Here is a 15,922-nt window from a genome sequence, read left to right as displayed (position 1 = left end):
CAGCGTGACCCACAGCGCCACCCAGGCGCTCACGCCCATGCTCTGCAGCAGCTCGGCGTCGAACAGCAAACCCGTGCGCGCATCGCTCTGTGCGGTGAACCAGTCGAAGGTGAAGCCCATCCACGGCGGGGTCGGGTAGTCGGCGTTGTTGAAGGCGAACACCGCCACCACCAGCAGCGGCACGAACAGGAACACGAAGAACCCGGCGACGAAGGCGCCCAGGCCAACGCGCTGCAGGAAGGGACGGGGCAGGCTGGGGATCATGTCATTGCCCGCCCGGCCGCCCGAAGGGCACTGAGCGCCCCCTCGGGGGGCAGTGAACAGCGTGAACGTGGGGGCTCATGTCTTCATCACCGCGCCAAAGCGCTGACCTGTGAGCTTGAGCCCCGCCCACACCAGCAGGCTGGACAGGAACAGCAGCAGGAAGCCGAAGGCCGCGCCCTGGTTCCAGTTGAAGCGGGTGATGAACTGGGTGTAGATCTGCTCGGTGAACCAGAGCGAGTTCTTGCCGCCCAGCAGCGTGGGCGTGAGGTAGTTGCCCAGGCAGAGCATGAAGACCACGATGCAGCCCGCGGCGATGCCCGGCGCCGCGTGCGGGATGACGATGCGGCGCACGATGTTGGCCGTGCTGCCGCCGAGGTCGTAGGCGGCTTCGATCAGGCTGTCGTCCAGGCTTTCCAGGCTGTTGACCAGCGGGATCACCATGAACAGCAGCGAGGCGTAGACCAAGCCGACCAGGATGGTGGCGTCGTGGTACAGCAGCTCCACCGGCTGGTTCGCCAGCCCCACGGCCTGCAGCAGGCTGGAGACCACGCCGGTCTCGCGCAGCAGGATCAGCCAGCCCAGGGTGCGCACCATTTCGCTGACCCAGAACGGCAGCAGGCACAGCACCAGCAGCAGCATCTGCACCCGGCCCTTGGCCACCTTGGCGATGTACCAGGCCACCGGAAACGCCAGCAGCAGGGTCAGCGCGGTGGCCAGCACCGACATGACCGCCGTGCGCACGAAGGTGTTCCAGTACAGCGGCTCGTCCACGAAGGTGCGGTACTGGTCGAGCGCGAAACCATATTCGCCGGGGGCTATGCGTTTTTGCAGCGACAGCAGCAGCAGCTCCACGTGCGGCAGCACCACCAGCCCGCCCAGCCACAGCAGGGCCGGGGCCAGCAGCAGGCCGAGCATCCAGCGGCGGTGGGTGGCCATGTCGTTCATCGCATCAGGCCTTGAAGCACCAGGCCTGCGCCGGCTGGTAGGCGAAGTGCACCGTCTCGCCCGCCTTCAGGTCGGCCAGCCGGCCGGTCAGCGGCAGGGCGATGTGCAGCGGGGTCGCGGTGCGCGTTTCCTGCACCTGCACGGTGGAGTTGCCGCCGTCGAACAGCACGGCCTGCACCGTGGCGCTCCAGGCCGGGTCGCCCGCGGGCAGTTCGCGCGGGCTGCGGCCGATCTCGATCGCCTCGGGGCGGATGAACAGGCTGGCCGGCTGGCCCACCTCCACCGCGCCCACGCGCTGGGCCCACAGGGCCAGGCCGCTGGCGGTGCGCAACAGCACCTGGTCGCCGTTGCGGGTGTCGACCGTACCCTCGAAACGGTTGTTGTGGCCCACAAAGCCCGCGACGAACGCGGTCTGCGGCTGGTAGTACAGCTGCTGCGGCGTGCCCAGCTGTTCAAAACGGCCGTGGTTCATCACCGCGACCTGGTCGGACATGACCAGGGCCTCGCTCTGGTCGTGCGTGATGTAGACGAAGGTGGTGCCGACCTCGGCCTGCAGCTGCTTGAGCTCGACCTTCATGTGCTCGCGCAATTTCAGATCGAGCGCGCCCAGCGGCTCGTCGAGCAGCAGCAGGGCGGGTTCGAGCACCAGCGAGCGCGCGATGGCCACACGCTGCTTCTGCCCGCCCGAGAGCTGGTCGATGCGCTTGTCTTCGCTGCCCGGCAGGCCGACGCGCCGCAGCATGTCGGTCACCCGGGCCTTGGCGGCGGCGCCCTTCATACCGCGCCGCTCCAGCCCGTAGGCGATGTTCTCGCCCACCGTCATCATGGGGAACAGCGCCAGGTGCTGGAACACCATGTTCACCGGCCGCCGGTTGGGCGACACGCCGTGCATGGACGCGCCCTTGATGCGGATGTCCCCCGCATCGGGCGCGATGAAGCCCGCCACCATGCGCAGCAGCGTGGTCTTGCCACAGCCCGAGGGCCCGAGGATGGAGAAGAAGGAACCGGAGCGGACGCCGAAGCTCAGGTCGTCCACCGCCGCAAACGCGCCGTAGCGCTTGCGGACGGCCTGGACTTCCAGGTCGAAGGCGCCCGCCGGCGCTGCGGATGGCAGGACGGCGGGAGACGCGGGCATCGGCTTACTTGGCCGCCTTGACGCGGTCGAGCACGCGGCCTTCGATGTCTTCGAGGCCGGCGGGCACGGCCGGGTACCACTTGATGTTCTTGAGCGCCGCTTCGGGGAAGCTGGCCGCGAACTGCTGCTTGAGCACCGGGTCCATGCCCTGTTCACCGCCCTTGGCGGCCGTGAAGTTGCCCGCCGAGGTGGCGACCTTGGCGGCGATCTCGGGGCGCATGTTGAAGTTGATCCAGGCGTAGGCGGCGGCGTCGTTCTTGCCCTTGGCCGGGATGGCGAAGGTGTCCACCCAGCCCAGCGCGCCGGACTTGGGCGCGATGAACTTGATGTCCGGATGGGTCTTGTTCAGGCCCCAGCCGCCGGTGTCCCACATCATGGCGGTGGTCAGCTCGCCCGAGCGCATGCCGGCCAGCAGCTGGTCCTTGCCGTCCCAGTAGAACTTCACGTTGGCCTTGCAGTCGGTCAGCTTCTTGCCCACCTCGTCCATCAGCGCGCCGTAGGCCTTGGGGTCGTTGTAGGCGGCGAACGGGTTCTTGCCCATCGAGAACGCGAAGGCGATCAGGGTCGGGCGCTTCAGGCGCATGCTGACCTTGCCGGCGTTGTCGGCGGCGCACAGGTCGGCGTAGTCGGTGGCCTTGGAGGTCTTGGTGTTCACCACCAGACCGTCGGTGCCCCAGATGTGCGGCACGGCGTAGACCTTGCCCGCCACCGTGGTGTTGATGCGGGTGGCTTCGAGCATCGAGGGGATGAACTGCGCGGCCTGGATCTTGGACAGGTCCATCGGCTTGTAGATGCCGAATTCGGTCTGCGGGCCGGCGATGCGGTCCTGGCTGGGCTGGGCGAGGTCGAAGCCGGCGCCGGCGGTGGCGCGCAGCTTGGAGATCATTTCCTCGTTGTTCGAGAGCGTGACCTCGACCTTGATACCGGTTTCCTTGGTGAATTGTTCCAGCACGTCCTTGGGCACGTAGTCGGCCCAGGTCAGCAGGCGGAGGGTGTTGTCTTGCGCCTGGGCGGCACCGGTGGCCAGCAACAGGGTGGCCAGGGCGATCTTGGACAGCTTGCGATGCATGGAGAACTCGCTTTCGTTGTGGTGACAGGAAGCGCCCTCAGACCATCCCTTGGGCGTGCCGGAACGGGGCCTTGCGCAGATTCCGGCAAAGCCCAGCGTATGTCAAGCGCGTGAAAGACGCGTGACACCCCGCCCCCACCCGCGGTGCATCTCAATCCTGCAGGTGCACCGCGTCCAGGCCCAGGTGGTGCAGGCACTCGCGCAGGATGAGCACCAGCGCATCGCCCGAGGGATGGTCGAACACCTGGGCGCGCGCCGACGGCGCCCCCATGGACCGGGCCGCGAGCGACTGGTACTCGCGCTCGATCTGCGCGAGGGCAATGGCCCCTTGCTGCAGGCCGGCAATGGCCCCCTCGCGCCGCAGGGGCGCCAGGGTCGCGGCGCTGGCCACCAGCCGCGCACCGGCGGGCACCTGGCGCGCCATGGTTTCGATCCGGTCCTCCACCCCCTGGATGGCGTTTTCGATCATGACGGGCGAAGGGCCGCCGGGCCGGGTCGGCCAGAGCGTGGCGTGGCCCAGAGGCCAGTCCCAGCGGCGGGGTGCGTCCGCGGGCGCGTCCAGCGCCAGCGTGGTGGTCGCTGCACCCACCGTCAGCCGCAGCGTCGCGGGCGTGGTGGCGTCCATGCTCAGGCCGCCACCGCGTCGGCCGTGTCGCCAAAAACGAAGGCGTCCATGACCAGCACGCCGTGCGTGATGCCGCCGTCGATGCGGGTGGCCGGCACCTCGGCACCGGCCGCCCCGGCGGCCACCATCAGCGGCCACAGGTGTTCGGCCGTGGGGTGGGCGCGCTGCGCGTGCGGCGCCAGGTCCATGGTCTGCCGCAGGCGGGCGTGGTCGCGCCCGGTCACCACGTCGTTGATCCAGCGGGAGAACTCGACCGCGTAGGTTTCGCCGTGGGCATCGGGCGCGTCGAAACGCACCTCGTACAGGTTGTGGGTCAGGCTGCCCGAACCGATGATGAGCACGCCTTCGGCGGCCAGCGGCGCCAGCGCCTGGCCGTAGGCGTAGGCGCGTTCGCCGTCCAGCCGCGCGGGCAGCGAGACCTGGAACACCGGCACGTCGGCCTGCGGCAGCAGGTGCAGCAGCGGCACCCAGGCGCCGTGGTCCAGGCCCCATTGCGTGTCGGCCTCGGCCGCGTAGCCGGCGGCGCGCAGCAGGTCGATGGCGCGCTGCGCCACATCGGGCGCGCCCGGGGCCGGGTAGTTCAGCTGGTAGAGCGCGGGCGGGAAACCGCCGAAGTCGTGAATGGTCTGCGGGCGCGGTGTGGTGGCCACGCGCGGCTCGCGCGTCATCCAGTGCGGCGAAACGATCAGGATCGCCTTCGGCCGCGGCAAGGTCTTGCCCAGCGCGGTGAGCGCCGGGCCGGCCAGGCCGGGGTCGATGGCGAAGGTGGGCGAGCCGTGGGAGATGAACAGGGCGGGCAGACGGGACATGGTGGTTTCCTTTCGGCGCGCCAGCGGCTGGCACGCCATGGGAAAACTGTAGCCCCCGCCCCGACCGCCGACGTTCGCGGGTTTTGCCGTCCGTGGTCAATTTTTTTGATGCCCGGTGGCGACACTCGCTGGACAACGCCCCATCCCGCGGCCGACCCTGGCCACCTGAATCGGCCCCCCATCTGTCGGAGCGGGCACGGCCGCAATTGGCGCACACCGTCGAAGTGCGTATATTGATTCGATGCGCGGCCGATGGCCCCTGCTGCGGCAACCGCGTCCGGAATCCAGGAGGTTGCCATGCATCCGATTCCCGTTCGAACGATGCGGTTCGAGGTGCCCGCCAGCGAGGACTTCCATCCGCTGTACATCGCGGGCAACGCCAAGCTGTCGTATCAGCACAGTGCGATGGGGCTGTACGTCAGCCAGGTGGAACCCTTCTTCGTGAAATCGCTGCGGCGTGTGATGAACCGCATCCGCGACGACCGGCTGCGCGAAGACGTCGACCGGTTCAGCCGCCAGGAAGCCCAGCACTACCAGCGCCACATCGATTTCAACAAGGTCGTGCTGGCGCACGGCTACCCCGGCCTGCAAGAACGCCTCGACCGGCTGAAAGCCGAATTTGATGGCTACCTGGCCGACGGGACCGATCGGTTCCGGATCGGCTACATCGAGGGTTTCGAGTCGTACACCACGCAGCTGGGCATCTTCATGCTGAACAGCGGCTTGTACGACCACCACCGCACCCACCCGGCGTTTGGCAAGCTGTTCAAGTGGCACCTGGTGGAGGAGATCGAACACCGCAATGTCGCGTTCGACGTCTACCGGCACCTGATCGGTGACCCGCTGTACCGGGTTCGCATGTGCTGGTCCGCGCAGCATCACATGCTTCGCTTCTATGCCGACTGCGAGAAGATCATGAGCGCGGCCGACATACCGCGACACGGCGAACGCTGCCGCATCCGCCTCAAGCACCAGCTGCTGTCGCTGGCCTCCACCTCGGGCATGCGGGCGAGGTCGATGATGCCCGGGTACACGCCGCACAAGTACGCCATCCCCGCGAACATCGCGGTGCTGTCGGCGCATTTCACGCAGCAGGCCCTGCAGGTCCACTGACCCGCCGGTGGACAGCGCCCCCGGAGCGCCCTCACCGCAAGCCTGCGCTTCTGCAGCGGTTTACGCCACCGCCGGGGCCTCACAAGTTCGACCGCGGTGCACGCCCTGGCCGGGCTTGGGATAATCCCCCCATGGCAAACAAGCAACGTGTGGTGGTCGGATTGAGCGGCGGCGTGGACTCCGCGGTGAGCGCGTACCTGCTCAAACAGCAGGGCCACGAGGTCATCGGCATCTTCATGAAGAACTGGGAAGACGATGACGACGGCGAGTACTGCTCGACGCGGCAGGACTTCCTGGACGCGGCCAGCGTGGCAGATGTGCTGGGCATCGAGATCGAGCACGTCAACTTCGCCGCCGAGTACAAGGACCGCGTGTTCGCCGAGTTCCTGCGCGAGTACCAGGCCGGTCGCACGCCCAACCCCGACATCCTCTGCAACGCCGAGATCAAGTTCAAGGCCTTCCTGGACCACGCCATGCGCCTGGGCGCACAGAAGATCGCGACCGGCCACTACGCCCGCGTGCGCCTGAACGAAGCGACCGGCAAACACGAGCTGCTCAAGGGCCTGGACCCGCTGAAGGACCAGAGCTACTTCCTGCACCGACTGAACCAGGCGCAGCTCTCGAAAACCATGTTCCCGGTCGGCGAACTGCCCAAGACCGAGGTGCGCCGCATCGCGGCCGAGATCGCGCTGCCCAACGCGAAGAAGAAGGACAGCACCGGCATCTGCTTCATCGGCGAGCGGCCGTTTCGCGACTTCCTCAACCGCTACATCCGCAAGGAGCCGGGCCCCATCAAGGACCCGAACGGCCGCACCATCGGCCAGCACGTGGGGCTGTCGTTCTACACGTTGGGCCAGCGCCAGGGGCTGGGCATCGGCGGCATCCGTGAAAAGGGTGCGCAGAAGGGCGGCAACGAGCACGCGCCCTGGTTCGTCGCGCGCAAGGACGTCGAGAAAAACATCCTGTGGGTGGTGCAGGGCCACGACCACCCCTGGCTGCTGGCGCCCAGCCTGCGCGCCGAGGATGTGAGCTGGGTCGCGGGCACAGCGCCGACCGCCACGCAGATCGCGGCCAAGACGCGCTACCGCCAGAGCGACGCGCCCTGCACGCTGGCCACCGACGCCAACGGCTTCACCCTGCGCTTTGCCGAGCCGCAATGGGCGGTGACGCCGGGCCAGAGCGCGGTGCTCTACGACGGCGAGGTCTGCCTGGGCGGGGGCGTGATCCACACCGAAGCGGCCAACGCGCCGGCCTGACCCCCATGCAGCAGACCCTGACCGACTGGTTCCCCATCCTGCGCTGGGGCCCTGCCTACGAACGCCCGCAGTTCGCCGCCGATCTGACGGCCTCGGCGGTGGTGACCCTGCTGCTGATCCCGCAGAGCCTGGCCTACGCCGTGCTGGCCGGCATGCCGCCGGTGACCGGGCTGTACGCCAGCATCGTGCCCATGGTGATTTACGCGCTGATGTGCAGCAGCACGGTGCTCGGGCCGGGGCCGTCGGCCCTGCGCTCCATCATGTCGCTGGCGGCGGTGGGCGCCGTGGTGGGCGCCGGCACGACCGAGTTCGTCGCCGCCAGTGCCGTGCTCGCGGTCATGGTGGGCCTGGCGCTGCTGGTCATGGGCGGGCTGCGCATGGGCTTCATGGCCAGCTTCCTGAGCCAGCCGGTGCTCTCGGGGTTCATCACGGCCTCGGGCCTGCTGATCGCCATGAGCCAGCTGCGGCATGTGCTGGGCACGCCGGTGGCCAGCGACAACCTGCCGACCTTCCTGCGCAGCGCCGGCCAGCACCTGGGCCAGGTGCACGGCCTGACGCTGGCGGTGGGGCTGGGGGCGCTGGCCCTGCTGTGGGCCGGCCGGCGCTGGCTCAAGCCCGTGCTGCGCCGCCTGGGGGTGCCCGCGATGGCGGCCGATCTCGCGGCCAAGGCCTCGCCGCTGCTGGTGCTGCTGCTGTCCATCGGGCTGGCCGCCACCCTGGACTGGCAGGCCCAGGGCCTGGCGGTGGTGGGCGACATCCCGCAGGGGCTGCCCAGCCTGGTGCTGGCGCCGCTGCTGGGGGTGCCGTCGTCCACCGTGCAGGCGCTGGTCGTGCCGGCCCTGCTGATCGCGGTGATGACCTTCATCGAGCAGATTTCCATTGCCCAGGGCATGGCGGCGCGGCGGCGCGAGCGCATCGACGTCAACGCCGAGATGCGCGCCATGGGCGGTGCCAACCTGGCCGCGGGGCTGACGGGGGCGTTCGCCGTCGGCGCCAGTTTTTCGCGCACCTCGGTGGTGGCCGAGAGCGGCGGCCGCACGCCGGCGGCGGGCCTGATCACCGCCGTGCTGCTGTCGCTGACCGCCCTGTTCCTCACCCCCTGGCTGCACCAGTTGCCCATGGCGGCGTTGGCCGCGACCATCCTGATCTCGCTGGGCTCGCTGATCGACTTTCGCAGCTTCGCGCCGAACTGGCGCTACGCGCGGGCCGACTTCGCCGCCCAGGCGCTGACCTTCTCGGTCACCCTGCTGTCGGATCTGGTGACCGGCCTGACGGTGGGGGTGATCGCCTCGCTCACGCTGCACATCTGGCGCAGCAGCCGGCCGCACATTGCGGTGGTGGGCAACGTGGCCGGTACCGAGCACTACCGCAACGTGCTGCGCCACGAGGTGCTGACGCAGCCGCACGTGCTGGGCCTGCGGGTCGACGAAAGCCTGTTCTTCGCCAACGCGCGTTACCTGGAAGACCGGGTGGCCGCGGAACTGGCCAGCCGGCCGGACGTGCGCCACGTGGTGCTGCAGTGCACCGCGGTGAACGACATCGACGCCAGCGCGCTGGAGAGCCTGCGCAACATCCACCAGCGGCTGCAGGACGCGGGCGTGCAGCTGCACCTGAGCGAGGTCAAGGGCCCGGTGATGGACCGGCTGCGGCGCAGCGACTTCCTGGACCGGCTCAGCGGCCGGGTGTTCCTCACCCACCACCAGGCGATCCAGGCGCTGGACCAGCTGGCGCCGGACCCGGCGGCGCAGATCTGAACGGCTGAACGGGCCCGGCGCGCTCAGAGGCTGGGAGGGAATGGGGCGTGCCCGAAAGGGCGTCCCGATGCACGGCCGGCAAGGCGCAAAGCACGGCCGTAGCGCGGGCTACGGCGCGCATTTGCAACGGCGCAGGCGGGGTTTTGGGGCGCCAAGGCGGGCATGACCGATTGCCTCTCAGCCCTTGCGGCGCAGCAGGCGCACGTGCATGGGCCGCACGAAGTGGGCGCCGTCGGCCGTCAGGTAAGGCAGGAACGCCGCGCGCACCCGCGCAGCCAGGGCGGGCGTGATGAAGTGGTCGGCAAAGCTGGGGTAGAGCATGCGCTGCTCGAACTCGGCCCAGTCCTGGAAGTGGGCGGGTTGGGCGAACCGCCGCTCGGCCAGAGCCTCCCAGTGGGTGCCGGCCGCCAGGGCGCGGTCCAGCGCGGCCTGGGCCGCACGGCGCACGGTGTTCTCGTCGTTGTAGAGGCGCACGATCTCGTTGAGCGCACCGCCGAAGATGGGCTCGCTCACATAGCACCAGCCGCCGGGCCGGACCACCCGCGCCACCTCGGCCAGGGCCGCGTCCATCGCGTCCAGCGGCACGTGGTGCAGGCTCTTGAGCATCAGGGCGCCGTCGAAGCTGGCGTCGGGGAAGGGCACGGCCTCGGCGCTGCCGGTCATGAACACCAGCCGTTGCTGCGGGTTGGCGACGTTCTGGGCGTGCTGCACCTCGTCCACCTCCAGCCCCACCACCTGGGCACCGGCGCAGCGCTGCACCAGCGCCCGCGCCAGGCGCGCGTTGCCGCAGCCCAGTTCGATGATGCGTTGTTCGGTCAGCGGCACCAGGTCGGCCAGCAGGTCGAGTTCGTCGCGCAGTGTGGGCAGGTCGTCGGGATCGGGTTGCATGGGGGCTCCAGAGCGGGGGTTCAGCGGTACTGTCGAAGATACCGCCCTTCGAACCAGCGCTTGGCCCAGTGGAAGACCCGCGACGGGGGCAGCACGATCTGGCGCTGCGGGCTGCGGTAGACCAGGGTGCCGTGGTCGATGGCGTCGATGATGCACAGCAGCTCGACCTTGAAGGTGGCCGACGGCGCCTGCCCGCGCAGGCCGGCCAGCAGGTTCTCGGCGGCGGCAGCGGCCTGCAGGTCGGCCATGTGGGCCTGCTTGGGCATCCAGTCGGGGCCGGGGAAGCTGCCCGAATCGCCCACCACCCAGACCTGCTCGCTGCCGGCCACGCGGCAGTGGGCGTCGGCCTGCAGCAGGCCACCGGGCGAACGCGCCAGGGTGGTCTGGTCGAACCAGGCATTGCCGGTCATGCCGGGCATGAACAGGATCAGGTCGGCCGCGAATGCCCCGCCTTCGGTGACGACCTGGTCGGCCTCGAAGCGCTGCATCTTGTGGCCCAGGTGGGTGCGGATGCCGCGGCGAGCCATCTCGGCCAGCAGGTGCTGCACGGCCCGAGGGCCCAGGCGGTTGCCGGGCTCGCGGGTCGGGTTGAAGAACACCAGCTCGAAGCGCTCGCGCCGGCCTTCGCGCCGCAGCTGCTCGTCGATGCCGAACAGGAACTCGAACATCGGCCCGCCCCGCACGGCGCTGGGCTCGTTCGGGTTGCCGGCGAAACCGACCGCGATGGTGCCGCCCGTCATGGCGCGCAGGCGGTCGCGGATTTTTTCGGCCGCGGCGATGCCTTCGCATGGGGTGATGGCGTGTTCGATGCCCGGCAGTTTCTTGATGAACCGCCCGCCGCTGGCGATGACCAGCGCATCGTTGGCCACCTCGCCGGCGGTGGTGTCCACCACCCGTCCGGCGTCGCGCAGGCCGGTGACCTCGGCCGCCAGGTGCTGCACGTTCATGCGGCGCAGAAAGTTGTCCAGCGGCACCACCAGCTGTTCGCGTGTGCGCAGCCCGCTGGGAATCCAGATGATGCCGGGCAGGTAGTGCAGTTCGGCGCGGGGGGCGATCAGGGTGATCTGCGCCGACCGGTCGCGCCGGCGCAGTTCGCGCACGGTGGACAGGGCGCCGAAACCGGCGCCGATCACGGTGATGCGGGGGGTCGACAGGCTCATGGCAGGGGGGTCTCCAGATCGGTGGGAAAGGCCGGCCCCGCCGGCTGTGCCAGCGCCGCCACCCGGGCCAGGTAAGCGTCGCGCGTGTGGCCGGCGAACCAGGGGTGCCAGCGGCGCTGTTCTAACACGGTGCTGACCGCGCCGGCGCGCCGCGCGTGTGCGCCGAACAGCAGGGTTTCGTCGGGCAGGGTGAAGATGCACCGGGTCACGCTGTCCCACAGCGCGGCCGGATCGGCCGGCACGGGCTGGTGCGGGCAGGCCTGCGCCGCCAGCAGGCCGCCGCAGAACACGCGGTCGCGCCAGGCGTAGCTCAGGCAGTGCGCGGTGTGCCCGGGGGTTTCGATCACGCGCAGGTGCTCGCCACCAAAGCCCAGTTCGGCGCCATCGGCCGGGTGCACGCTGCCCTCGCCAGGGCGGCCCTGCACCAGCGGCGCGCCCAGGCGGGCCAGCCCGTCCCGTTCGGCGGGCCGCTGGGCGTCGTGCTCGTGGGTGCGCAGCACCCAGCGCAGGCACAAGCCGTGCTCGCCCAGCAAGGCCTGCAGCACCGGCAGGTCGCGGCTGTGCGGATCCACCAGCACGGCCTCGCGCGCCTCGGCGTCGGCGAGCAGGTAGCTCTGTTCCCCGCCAACGGGGTCGTGCACGATGCGGAACAACACCTGGAACCTCCTGTGACTTGGGTGCCGGCCCTGTCCGTTCCAAGAACCGTGCCACCCCAAGGCCCGCCCTTCCCGGCGCTGCGCCACCAGGACTTGGCCGCTCACGCCGCCGCCCGCCGGCCCGGCCACGCGGCGCCGGACTGCCAGAACCGGCAGACAATGTCAGCCGTTGGCAGACCCGCCGATCCGGAGCCCGCGTGAAACCCTTGCCCGAACTCACCGCCTTCCTCGAAGGCCTGCCCGAACCGCACATCCTGTTCGACGCGCAGTACCGCATCCTGGCCGCCAACGCGGCCTACCGGCGCGAGCACAGCCCGGCGCGCAGCGTCGTCGGGCGGCATTGCTACGAGGTTTCGCACCACTTCGCCGTGCCCTGCGACCAGGCCGGCGAGTCCTGCCCGCTGGCGCAGTCGCGCGTGTCGGGCCAGCGCGAACGCGTGCTGCACCTGCACCACACGCCCGGCGGCGAGGCCTACGTCAACATCGAGCTCACGCCCCTGCCCGGCGCCGACGGGCAAGCCGCCTTTTATGTGGAGAAGATGGAGCCGCTGCGCGTGGCCCAGGGCCGGTCGGACGCCCAGGGCCTGATCGGCCGCTCAGACGCCTTCCAGCGCATGCTGGCCCTGGTGGCGCGCGTGGCGCCCTCGCGCGCCAGCGTGCTGCTGCTGGGCGAGTCGGGCACCGGCAAGGAACTGGTGGCCCGCGCCGTGCACGAGGCCAGCCCGCGCGCGGGCAAGCCCCTGGTGGCGGTGGACTGCTCCAGCCTGCCCGAGCACCTGTTCGAGTCCGAGCTGTTCGGCCACGAGCGCGGCGCCTTCACCGGCGCGGCCACGTCGCGCGGCGGCCTGGTCGAAGCGGCCAGCGGCGGCACCCTGTTCCTGGACGAGGTGGGCGACATCCCGCTGCCCATGCAGGTCAAGCTGCTGCGCCTGCTGGAAACCGGCACCTACCGCCGCGTGGGCAGCACCGAGCTGCGGCACACCGACATCCGCGTGGTGGCGGCCACGCACCGCGACCTGGAAGCCCTGATGCAGGACGGCCGCTTCCGCGAAGACCTGTACTACCGGCTCTCGGCCTTCCCGATCCAGCTGCCCACGCTGCGCGAACGCGGCGGCGACGTGGCCCTGCTGGCCCCCGCCCTGCTGGCGCGCGTGGCCGCGCCGCGGCGCCTGGACATCGCCCCCGCCGCGCTGGCGCTGCTGGAGACACAGGCCTTCCCCGGCAACGTGCGCGAGCTGCGCAACCTGCTCGAACGCACCGCCCTGCTGTGCGACGGCGGCGTGATCGAAGCCGAGCACGTGCGCCAGGCCATCGCCACCGGGCGCCGCCCCGGCGCCCCCCGAGGCGCCTGGGCCCGGCCGGCCCCCGCCGCCCCGGCCGGCGAGGGCCAGGACCTGCGCAGCCTGGAACTGGCCGCCCTGCGCGAGACTGTGGCCCGCCACGCCGGCAGTCGGGCCGAGCTGGCGCAGCGCCTGGGCATCAGTGAGCGCTCGCTCTACCGCAAACTCAAGGCACTGGGCATCGGCACGGCTCGGGGCTGAGCCGGGCACGCCACCGGCCCCCGAAAAAAACGCACGCGGTGCGGGCATCTTGGCTGGCGCCGCGGCCCGGAACCCGTTACAACATCACATTCCAATATAAGGAATGACAGATGCAAAACCCCTTCCAGTTCGGCGAAACCGTTGCGGGCTACCCGGTGCGGGTGGTCAACGAACGCACCGTGCGCGCCGCCGCCGGCCTGCTGTTCTTCCCGGCCGTGGTCTCGTTCATGAACGCGCTGCTGACCGCCAACTACCAGCCCACGCGGCTGTTCGTGATCGTGTTCCTGATCGACATGGCGCTGCGCATGCTCAACCCGCGCTGGGCGCCGAGCATGATCGTCGGCGGCTGGATCGTGCGACACCAGGCGCCCGAATGGGTGGGCGCGCCGCAGAAGCGCTTTGCCTGGGGCCTGGGCCTGCTGCTCGGCCTGGCCATGCTGTACCTGATGGTGCTCAACCGCTTCATGGGCCCGGTGAACATGCTGGTCTGCGCCAGCTGCCTGACGCTGATGTTCTTCGAGACCGCCTTCGGCATCTGCCTGGGCTGCAAGCTCTACAACGTCTTCAACCGCGAGAAAGCCCAGCTCTGCCCCGGCGGCGTGTGCGAGGTGCCGGCGCAAAAGAAAGGCTGGAGCATCGCCCTGCCGCAGGCCGCAGTGTTGCTGCTGTTCATCGGCGCCATTGGGGTCGCCCAAGGCTGGGTGGACCAGACCGGGGCGGTGCAAGGCGGCTTCGACGACATGGCCACGCTGGAAGAGATGGGCCTGCAGCCGACACCGGGCACCCCCAGCGCGGCCGAGGCCGAACGCTGCCAGGTGCCGGCCTTCGCCAAGGCCCTGGGCCACGAAGCCCAGTGGAAGCTGCACAACGGATGTTCTTGACCCCCCCCCCCCCCGCGCCGCAGGTCAGCGCCCACCCCCGTCGCTTGTTCGCTTCGCGTAACCGCTCCGCCCCTCAAGGGGCGATGCGAGCTGCCCGTCAAAGCCGGTTCCACCGCATCCTCGAATCAAACCCGCGCTACGGCGGCCACCCCTCAACGCCTGAGGGGGAGTCGGTTCCAGGGCACCGCGGAACCGGCTTCGCCGGGCCGCCAGTGCCGCCCCCTGAGGGGGTGACGCGCCTTCAGGCGCGGCGCGGGGGGGGTCAATGTCCGGCGTGCAGCTTCTCGTGGATCTTCTTGGTGGTGCGCCACACCGCCCACAGCACCAGCGGGATCAGCGCGCCGGCCAGCAGCTCGGGCTTGAGGGGCAGGCCCGCTTCCTTGCCGGCCTTGCCCAGGTACAGGATCAGGCTGACCACGTAGTACGAGATCGCCGCGATGGACAGGCCTTCCACCGTGCTCTGCAGGCGCAGCTGCAGTTCCTGCCCCTTGGTCAGCTTGGCCAGCAGCTGCTGGTTCTGCTCTTCGGTGGCGATGTCCACCCGCGTGCGCAGCAGCGCGCTGGTGCGCGTCACGCGGTCGGACAACGAGGCCAGGCGCTGCGCGGTGGACTGCACCGTGGCCATGGCCGGCGACATCCGCCGCTGCATGAACTCGCCCAGCGTGCGGGTGCCGGGGATGGGTTGCTCGCGCAGCTCGGTGGTGCGCTCGCGCACCAGGGTGTCGTAGGCGCGGGTGGCCGAGAAGCGGTAGCTGTGTTCGGCCGTGGCGCGCTCGACGCCCGCGGCCAGGCCGATCAGCGTGTCCAGCAAGGCCTGGTCGCTGTTGCTCTTGTTTTCCAGCTGCGCGGTGATGTCGGCCAGCGCGCCTTCGCTGTGCGTCAGCAGCGGCCCCAGCGCCTTGGACGCCGGCAGCCCGCGCAGCGCCATCAGGCGGTAGGTTTCCAGCTCCAGCAGGCGCGAGGCGATGCGGCCGGCGCGGGTTTCAGACGTGCCGGGCGGCGCGATCACCAGCTGGCGCTCGAAGCCGTCGGGCCGCAGCCAGAAATCGGTCACCGCGATGGAGTGCCCCTGGTTGCCCATGAGCGAGGCCACCACGGTGTGGTCGCCCAGCCAGTGGCGCGCCTGGGCCAGCGCCTCGGCGGGCGATGGGATGTCGCTCTCGGTCATCACCAGGTGGATGGCGGCGATGGTCTGGCCCGGCAGGCCGGCCAGCCAGCCCGGGGGCGTGACCAGCGCGGCGCCCAGGTCCGGGTCCACCGCGCCCAGGCCGGCGCCGGCGGGCAACGGCTGCACGATGGAATAGCGGGTGAACTCGGTGTGGCGTTCCCACTTGAGCGTGTAGCCCGGCAGGCGCAGCCGCAGGAAGCTGGCCTTGAGCTGCTCGACCGGCAGCGCCGCCTGCCCCGGCAGGCGGCGCAGGTGTTCGCATTCCTGCTCGCGCGTCACGCCCTCGTTGAGCAAGGCCACGTAGGTCACCAGCGCCGGCAGGCGGATGCGGGCCGGCGGGCGGGCGTGCACCTCGTTGTGCAGCAGCTCGCGTTGCGGGTCGTTGGGGGGCAGCAGGTGGGGCGTGGCGTGCATGGCGCCATTGTGCCGAAGGCCCCGTGCCACGCAGCCCGGAACCGGCCACCCGGGTGGCTCAAAAAAAGAAAACCCGCCGGGCCGTGAGGCCGGGCGGGTGGAAAGGCCACGTCCGGGAGGACAGACGTGGCGTCAGGGAGGGTGCCGACTCAGAACGGGTATGCGGACAAAAACATGTTGGTAAGGGGTTGGCTGTGAGTGAGTGAGCTCACATTCAAGCAATCAGAATGTTGGCTACTCGGTG

At 70.0% G+C, this 15,922-nt stretch carries 14 protein-coding genes and 1 pseudogene; 5 read left to right on the top strand and 10 right to left on the bottom strand.

The annotated features are described in order from the left end of the window. The 6 genes and pseudogenes from RMP09_RS14260 to RMP09_RS14235 all read right to left on the bottom strand — a co-directional run. Positions 1-264: pseudogene (locus tag RMP09_RS14260) on the bottom strand (ABC transporter permease); the annotation flags it as partial. Positions 265-339: 75 nt separating this feature from the next. Beyond that, on the bottom strand, positions 340-1,200 hold the full coding sequence (locus RMP09_RS14255) for an ABC transporter permease (protein ID WP_310566641.1): 861 nt from the start codon (positions 1,198-1,200) through the stop codon (positions 340-342). Between the two features lie 13 nt (positions 1,201-1,213). Further along, positions 1,214-2,344, bottom strand: coding sequence for an ABC transporter ATP-binding protein (locus RMP09_RS14250; RefSeq protein WP_310566640.1), 1,131 nt, complete (start codon positions 2,342-2,344; stop codon positions 1,214-1,216). A gap of 4 nt (positions 2,345-2,348) precedes the next feature. Beyond that, positions 2,349-3,413, bottom strand: a complete 1,065-nt coding sequence (locus RMP09_RS14245; protein WP_310566639.1) for an extracellular solute-binding protein — start codon at positions 3,411-3,413, stop codon at positions 2,349-2,351. A gap of 151 nt (positions 3,414-3,564) precedes the next feature. Next, a complete protein-coding gene (locus tag RMP09_RS14240) occupies positions 3,565-4,038 on the bottom strand; it encodes a hypothetical protein (RefSeq protein ID WP_310566638.1) in 474 nt (157 codons plus the stop codon). A gap of 2 nt (positions 4,039-4,040) precedes the next feature. Further along, complete coding sequence (locus RMP09_RS14235) at positions 4,041-4,847, bottom strand: class III extradiol ring-cleavage dioxygenase (protein WP_310566637.1); 807 nt, start codon at positions 4,845-4,847, stop codon at positions 4,041-4,043. Positions 4,848-5,144: 297 nt separating this feature from the next. Here RMP09_RS14235 and RMP09_RS14230 point away from each other — a divergent pair, with 297 nt between their 5' ends. From RMP09_RS14230 to RMP09_RS14220, 3 genes are all read left to right on the top strand, one after another. Next, positions 5,145-5,960, top strand: a complete 816-nt coding sequence (locus RMP09_RS14230; RefSeq protein WP_310566636.1) for a metal-dependent hydrolase — start codon at positions 5,145-5,147, stop codon at positions 5,958-5,960. A gap of 131 nt (positions 5,961-6,091) precedes the next feature. Next, positions 6,092-7,216: a tRNA 2-thiouridine(34) synthase MnmA gene (mnmA, locus tag RMP09_RS14225; protein ID WP_310566635.1), complete on the top strand. Its 1,125-nt coding sequence runs from the start codon at positions 6,092-6,094 to the stop codon at positions 7,214-7,216. A 5-nt stretch (positions 7,217-7,221) separates the two neighbouring features. Further along, positions 7,222-8,970, top strand: a complete 1,749-nt coding sequence (locus RMP09_RS14220) for a SulP family inorganic anion transporter (RefSeq protein WP_310566634.1) — start codon at positions 7,222-7,224, stop codon at positions 8,968-8,970. A gap of 177 nt (positions 8,971-9,147) precedes the next feature. Here RMP09_RS14220 and RMP09_RS14215 read toward each other — a convergent pair whose 3' ends face one another. The 3 genes from RMP09_RS14215 to RMP09_RS14205 are packed head-to-tail and all read right to left on the bottom strand — an operon-like array spanning position 9,148 to position 11,674. Then, a complete protein-coding gene (locus RMP09_RS14215) occupies positions 9,148-9,858 on the bottom strand; it encodes a class I SAM-dependent methyltransferase (RefSeq protein WP_310566633.1) in 711 nt (236 codons plus the stop codon). A gap of 20 nt (positions 9,859-9,878) precedes the next feature. Next, positions 9,879-11,018 carry an NAD(P)/FAD-dependent oxidoreductase gene (locus RMP09_RS14210; RefSeq protein WP_310566632.1) on the bottom strand — a complete coding sequence of 380 codons (1,140 nt, stop codon included), beginning with the start codon at positions 11,016-11,018 and terminating at the stop codon, positions 9,879-9,881. Continuing rightward, on the bottom strand, positions 11,015-11,674 hold the full coding sequence (locus RMP09_RS14205; protein WP_310566631.1) for a hypothetical protein: 660 nt from the start codon (positions 11,672-11,674) through the stop codon (positions 11,015-11,017). Before RMP09_RS14205 ends, RMP09_RS14210 begins: the two co-directional genes overlap by 4 nt. 197 nt (positions 11,675-11,871) lie before the next feature. Between RMP09_RS14205 and RMP09_RS14200 the strand changes: the two genes are divergently transcribed. Continuing rightward, a complete protein-coding gene (locus RMP09_RS14200) occupies positions 11,872-13,215 on the top strand; it encodes a sigma-54-dependent Fis family transcriptional regulator (protein WP_310566630.1) in 1,344 nt (447 codons plus the stop codon). Positions 13,216-13,325: 110 nt separating this feature from the next. After that, complete coding sequence (locus tag RMP09_RS14195; protein WP_310566629.1) at positions 13,326-14,096, top strand: DUF4395 domain-containing protein; 771 nt, start codon at positions 13,326-13,328, stop codon at positions 14,094-14,096. A 262-nt stretch (positions 14,097-14,358) separates the two neighbouring features. On the opposite strand, the gene RMP09_RS14190 is transcribed toward RMP09_RS14195, so the two are convergent. After that, positions 14,359-15,678 carry a DUF3422 domain-containing protein gene (locus tag RMP09_RS14190; RefSeq protein WP_310566628.1) on the bottom strand — a complete coding sequence of 440 codons (1,320 nt, stop codon included), beginning with the start codon at positions 15,676-15,678 and terminating at the stop codon, positions 14,359-14,361. Positions 15,679-15,922 lie beyond the last annotated feature (244 nt).

This window comes from Hydrogenophaga sp. (assembly GCF_031426985.1).
In the GTDB taxonomy this organism is placed as follows: Bacteria; Pseudomonadota; Gammaproteobacteria; order Burkholderiales; family Burkholderiaceae_C; genus Hydrogenophaga.
This window is presented reverse-complemented; position numbering and strand designations above follow the sequence as displayed.

Excerpts from the sequence above, each read along its gene's own strand:
- RMP09_RS14255 (WP_310566641.1), bottom strand. The coding sequence starts at position 1,200 with ATGGCCACCCACCGCCGCTGGATGCTCGGCCTGCTGCTGGCCCCGGCC.
- RMP09_RS14250 (WP_310566640.1), bottom strand. The coding sequence starts at position 2,344 with ATGCCCGCGTCTCCCGCCGTCCTGCCATCCGCAGCGCCGGCGGGCGCC.
- RMP09_RS14245 (WP_310566639.1), bottom strand. The coding sequence starts at position 3,413 with ATGCATCGCAAGCTGTCCAAGATCGCCCTGGCCACCCTGTTGCTGGCC.
- RMP09_RS14240 (WP_310566638.1), bottom strand. The coding sequence starts at position 4,038 with ATGGACGCCACCACGCCCGCGACGCTGCGGCTGACGGTGGGTGCAGCG.
- RMP09_RS14235 (WP_310566637.1), bottom strand. The coding sequence starts at position 4,847 with ATGTCCCGTCTGCCCGCCCTGTTCATCTCCCACGGCTCGCCCACCTTC.
- RMP09_RS14230 (WP_310566636.1), top strand. The coding sequence starts at position 5,145 with ATGCATCCGATTCCCGTTCGAACGATGCGGTTCGAGGTGCCCGCCAGC.
- mnmA (WP_310566635.1), top strand. The coding sequence starts at position 6,092 with ATGGCAAACAAGCAACGTGTGGTGGTCGGATTGAGCGGCGGCGTGGAC.
- RMP09_RS14220 (WP_310566634.1), top strand. The coding sequence starts at position 7,222 with ATGCAGCAGACCCTGACCGACTGGTTCCCCATCCTGCGCTGGGGCCCT.
- RMP09_RS14215 (WP_310566633.1), bottom strand. The coding sequence starts at position 9,858 with ATGCAACCCGATCCCGACGACCTGCCCACACTGCGCGACGAACTCGAC.
- RMP09_RS14210 (WP_310566632.1), bottom strand. The coding sequence starts at position 11,018 with ATGAGCCTGTCGACCCCCCGCATCACCGTGATCGGCGCCGGTTTCGGC.
- RMP09_RS14195 (WP_310566629.1), top strand. The coding sequence starts at position 13,326 with ATGCAAAACCCCTTCCAGTTCGGCGAAACCGTTGCGGGCTACCCGGTG.
- RMP09_RS14190 (WP_310566628.1), bottom strand. The coding sequence starts at position 15,678 with ATGCACGCCACGCCCCACCTGCTGCCCCCCAACGACCCGCAACGCGAG.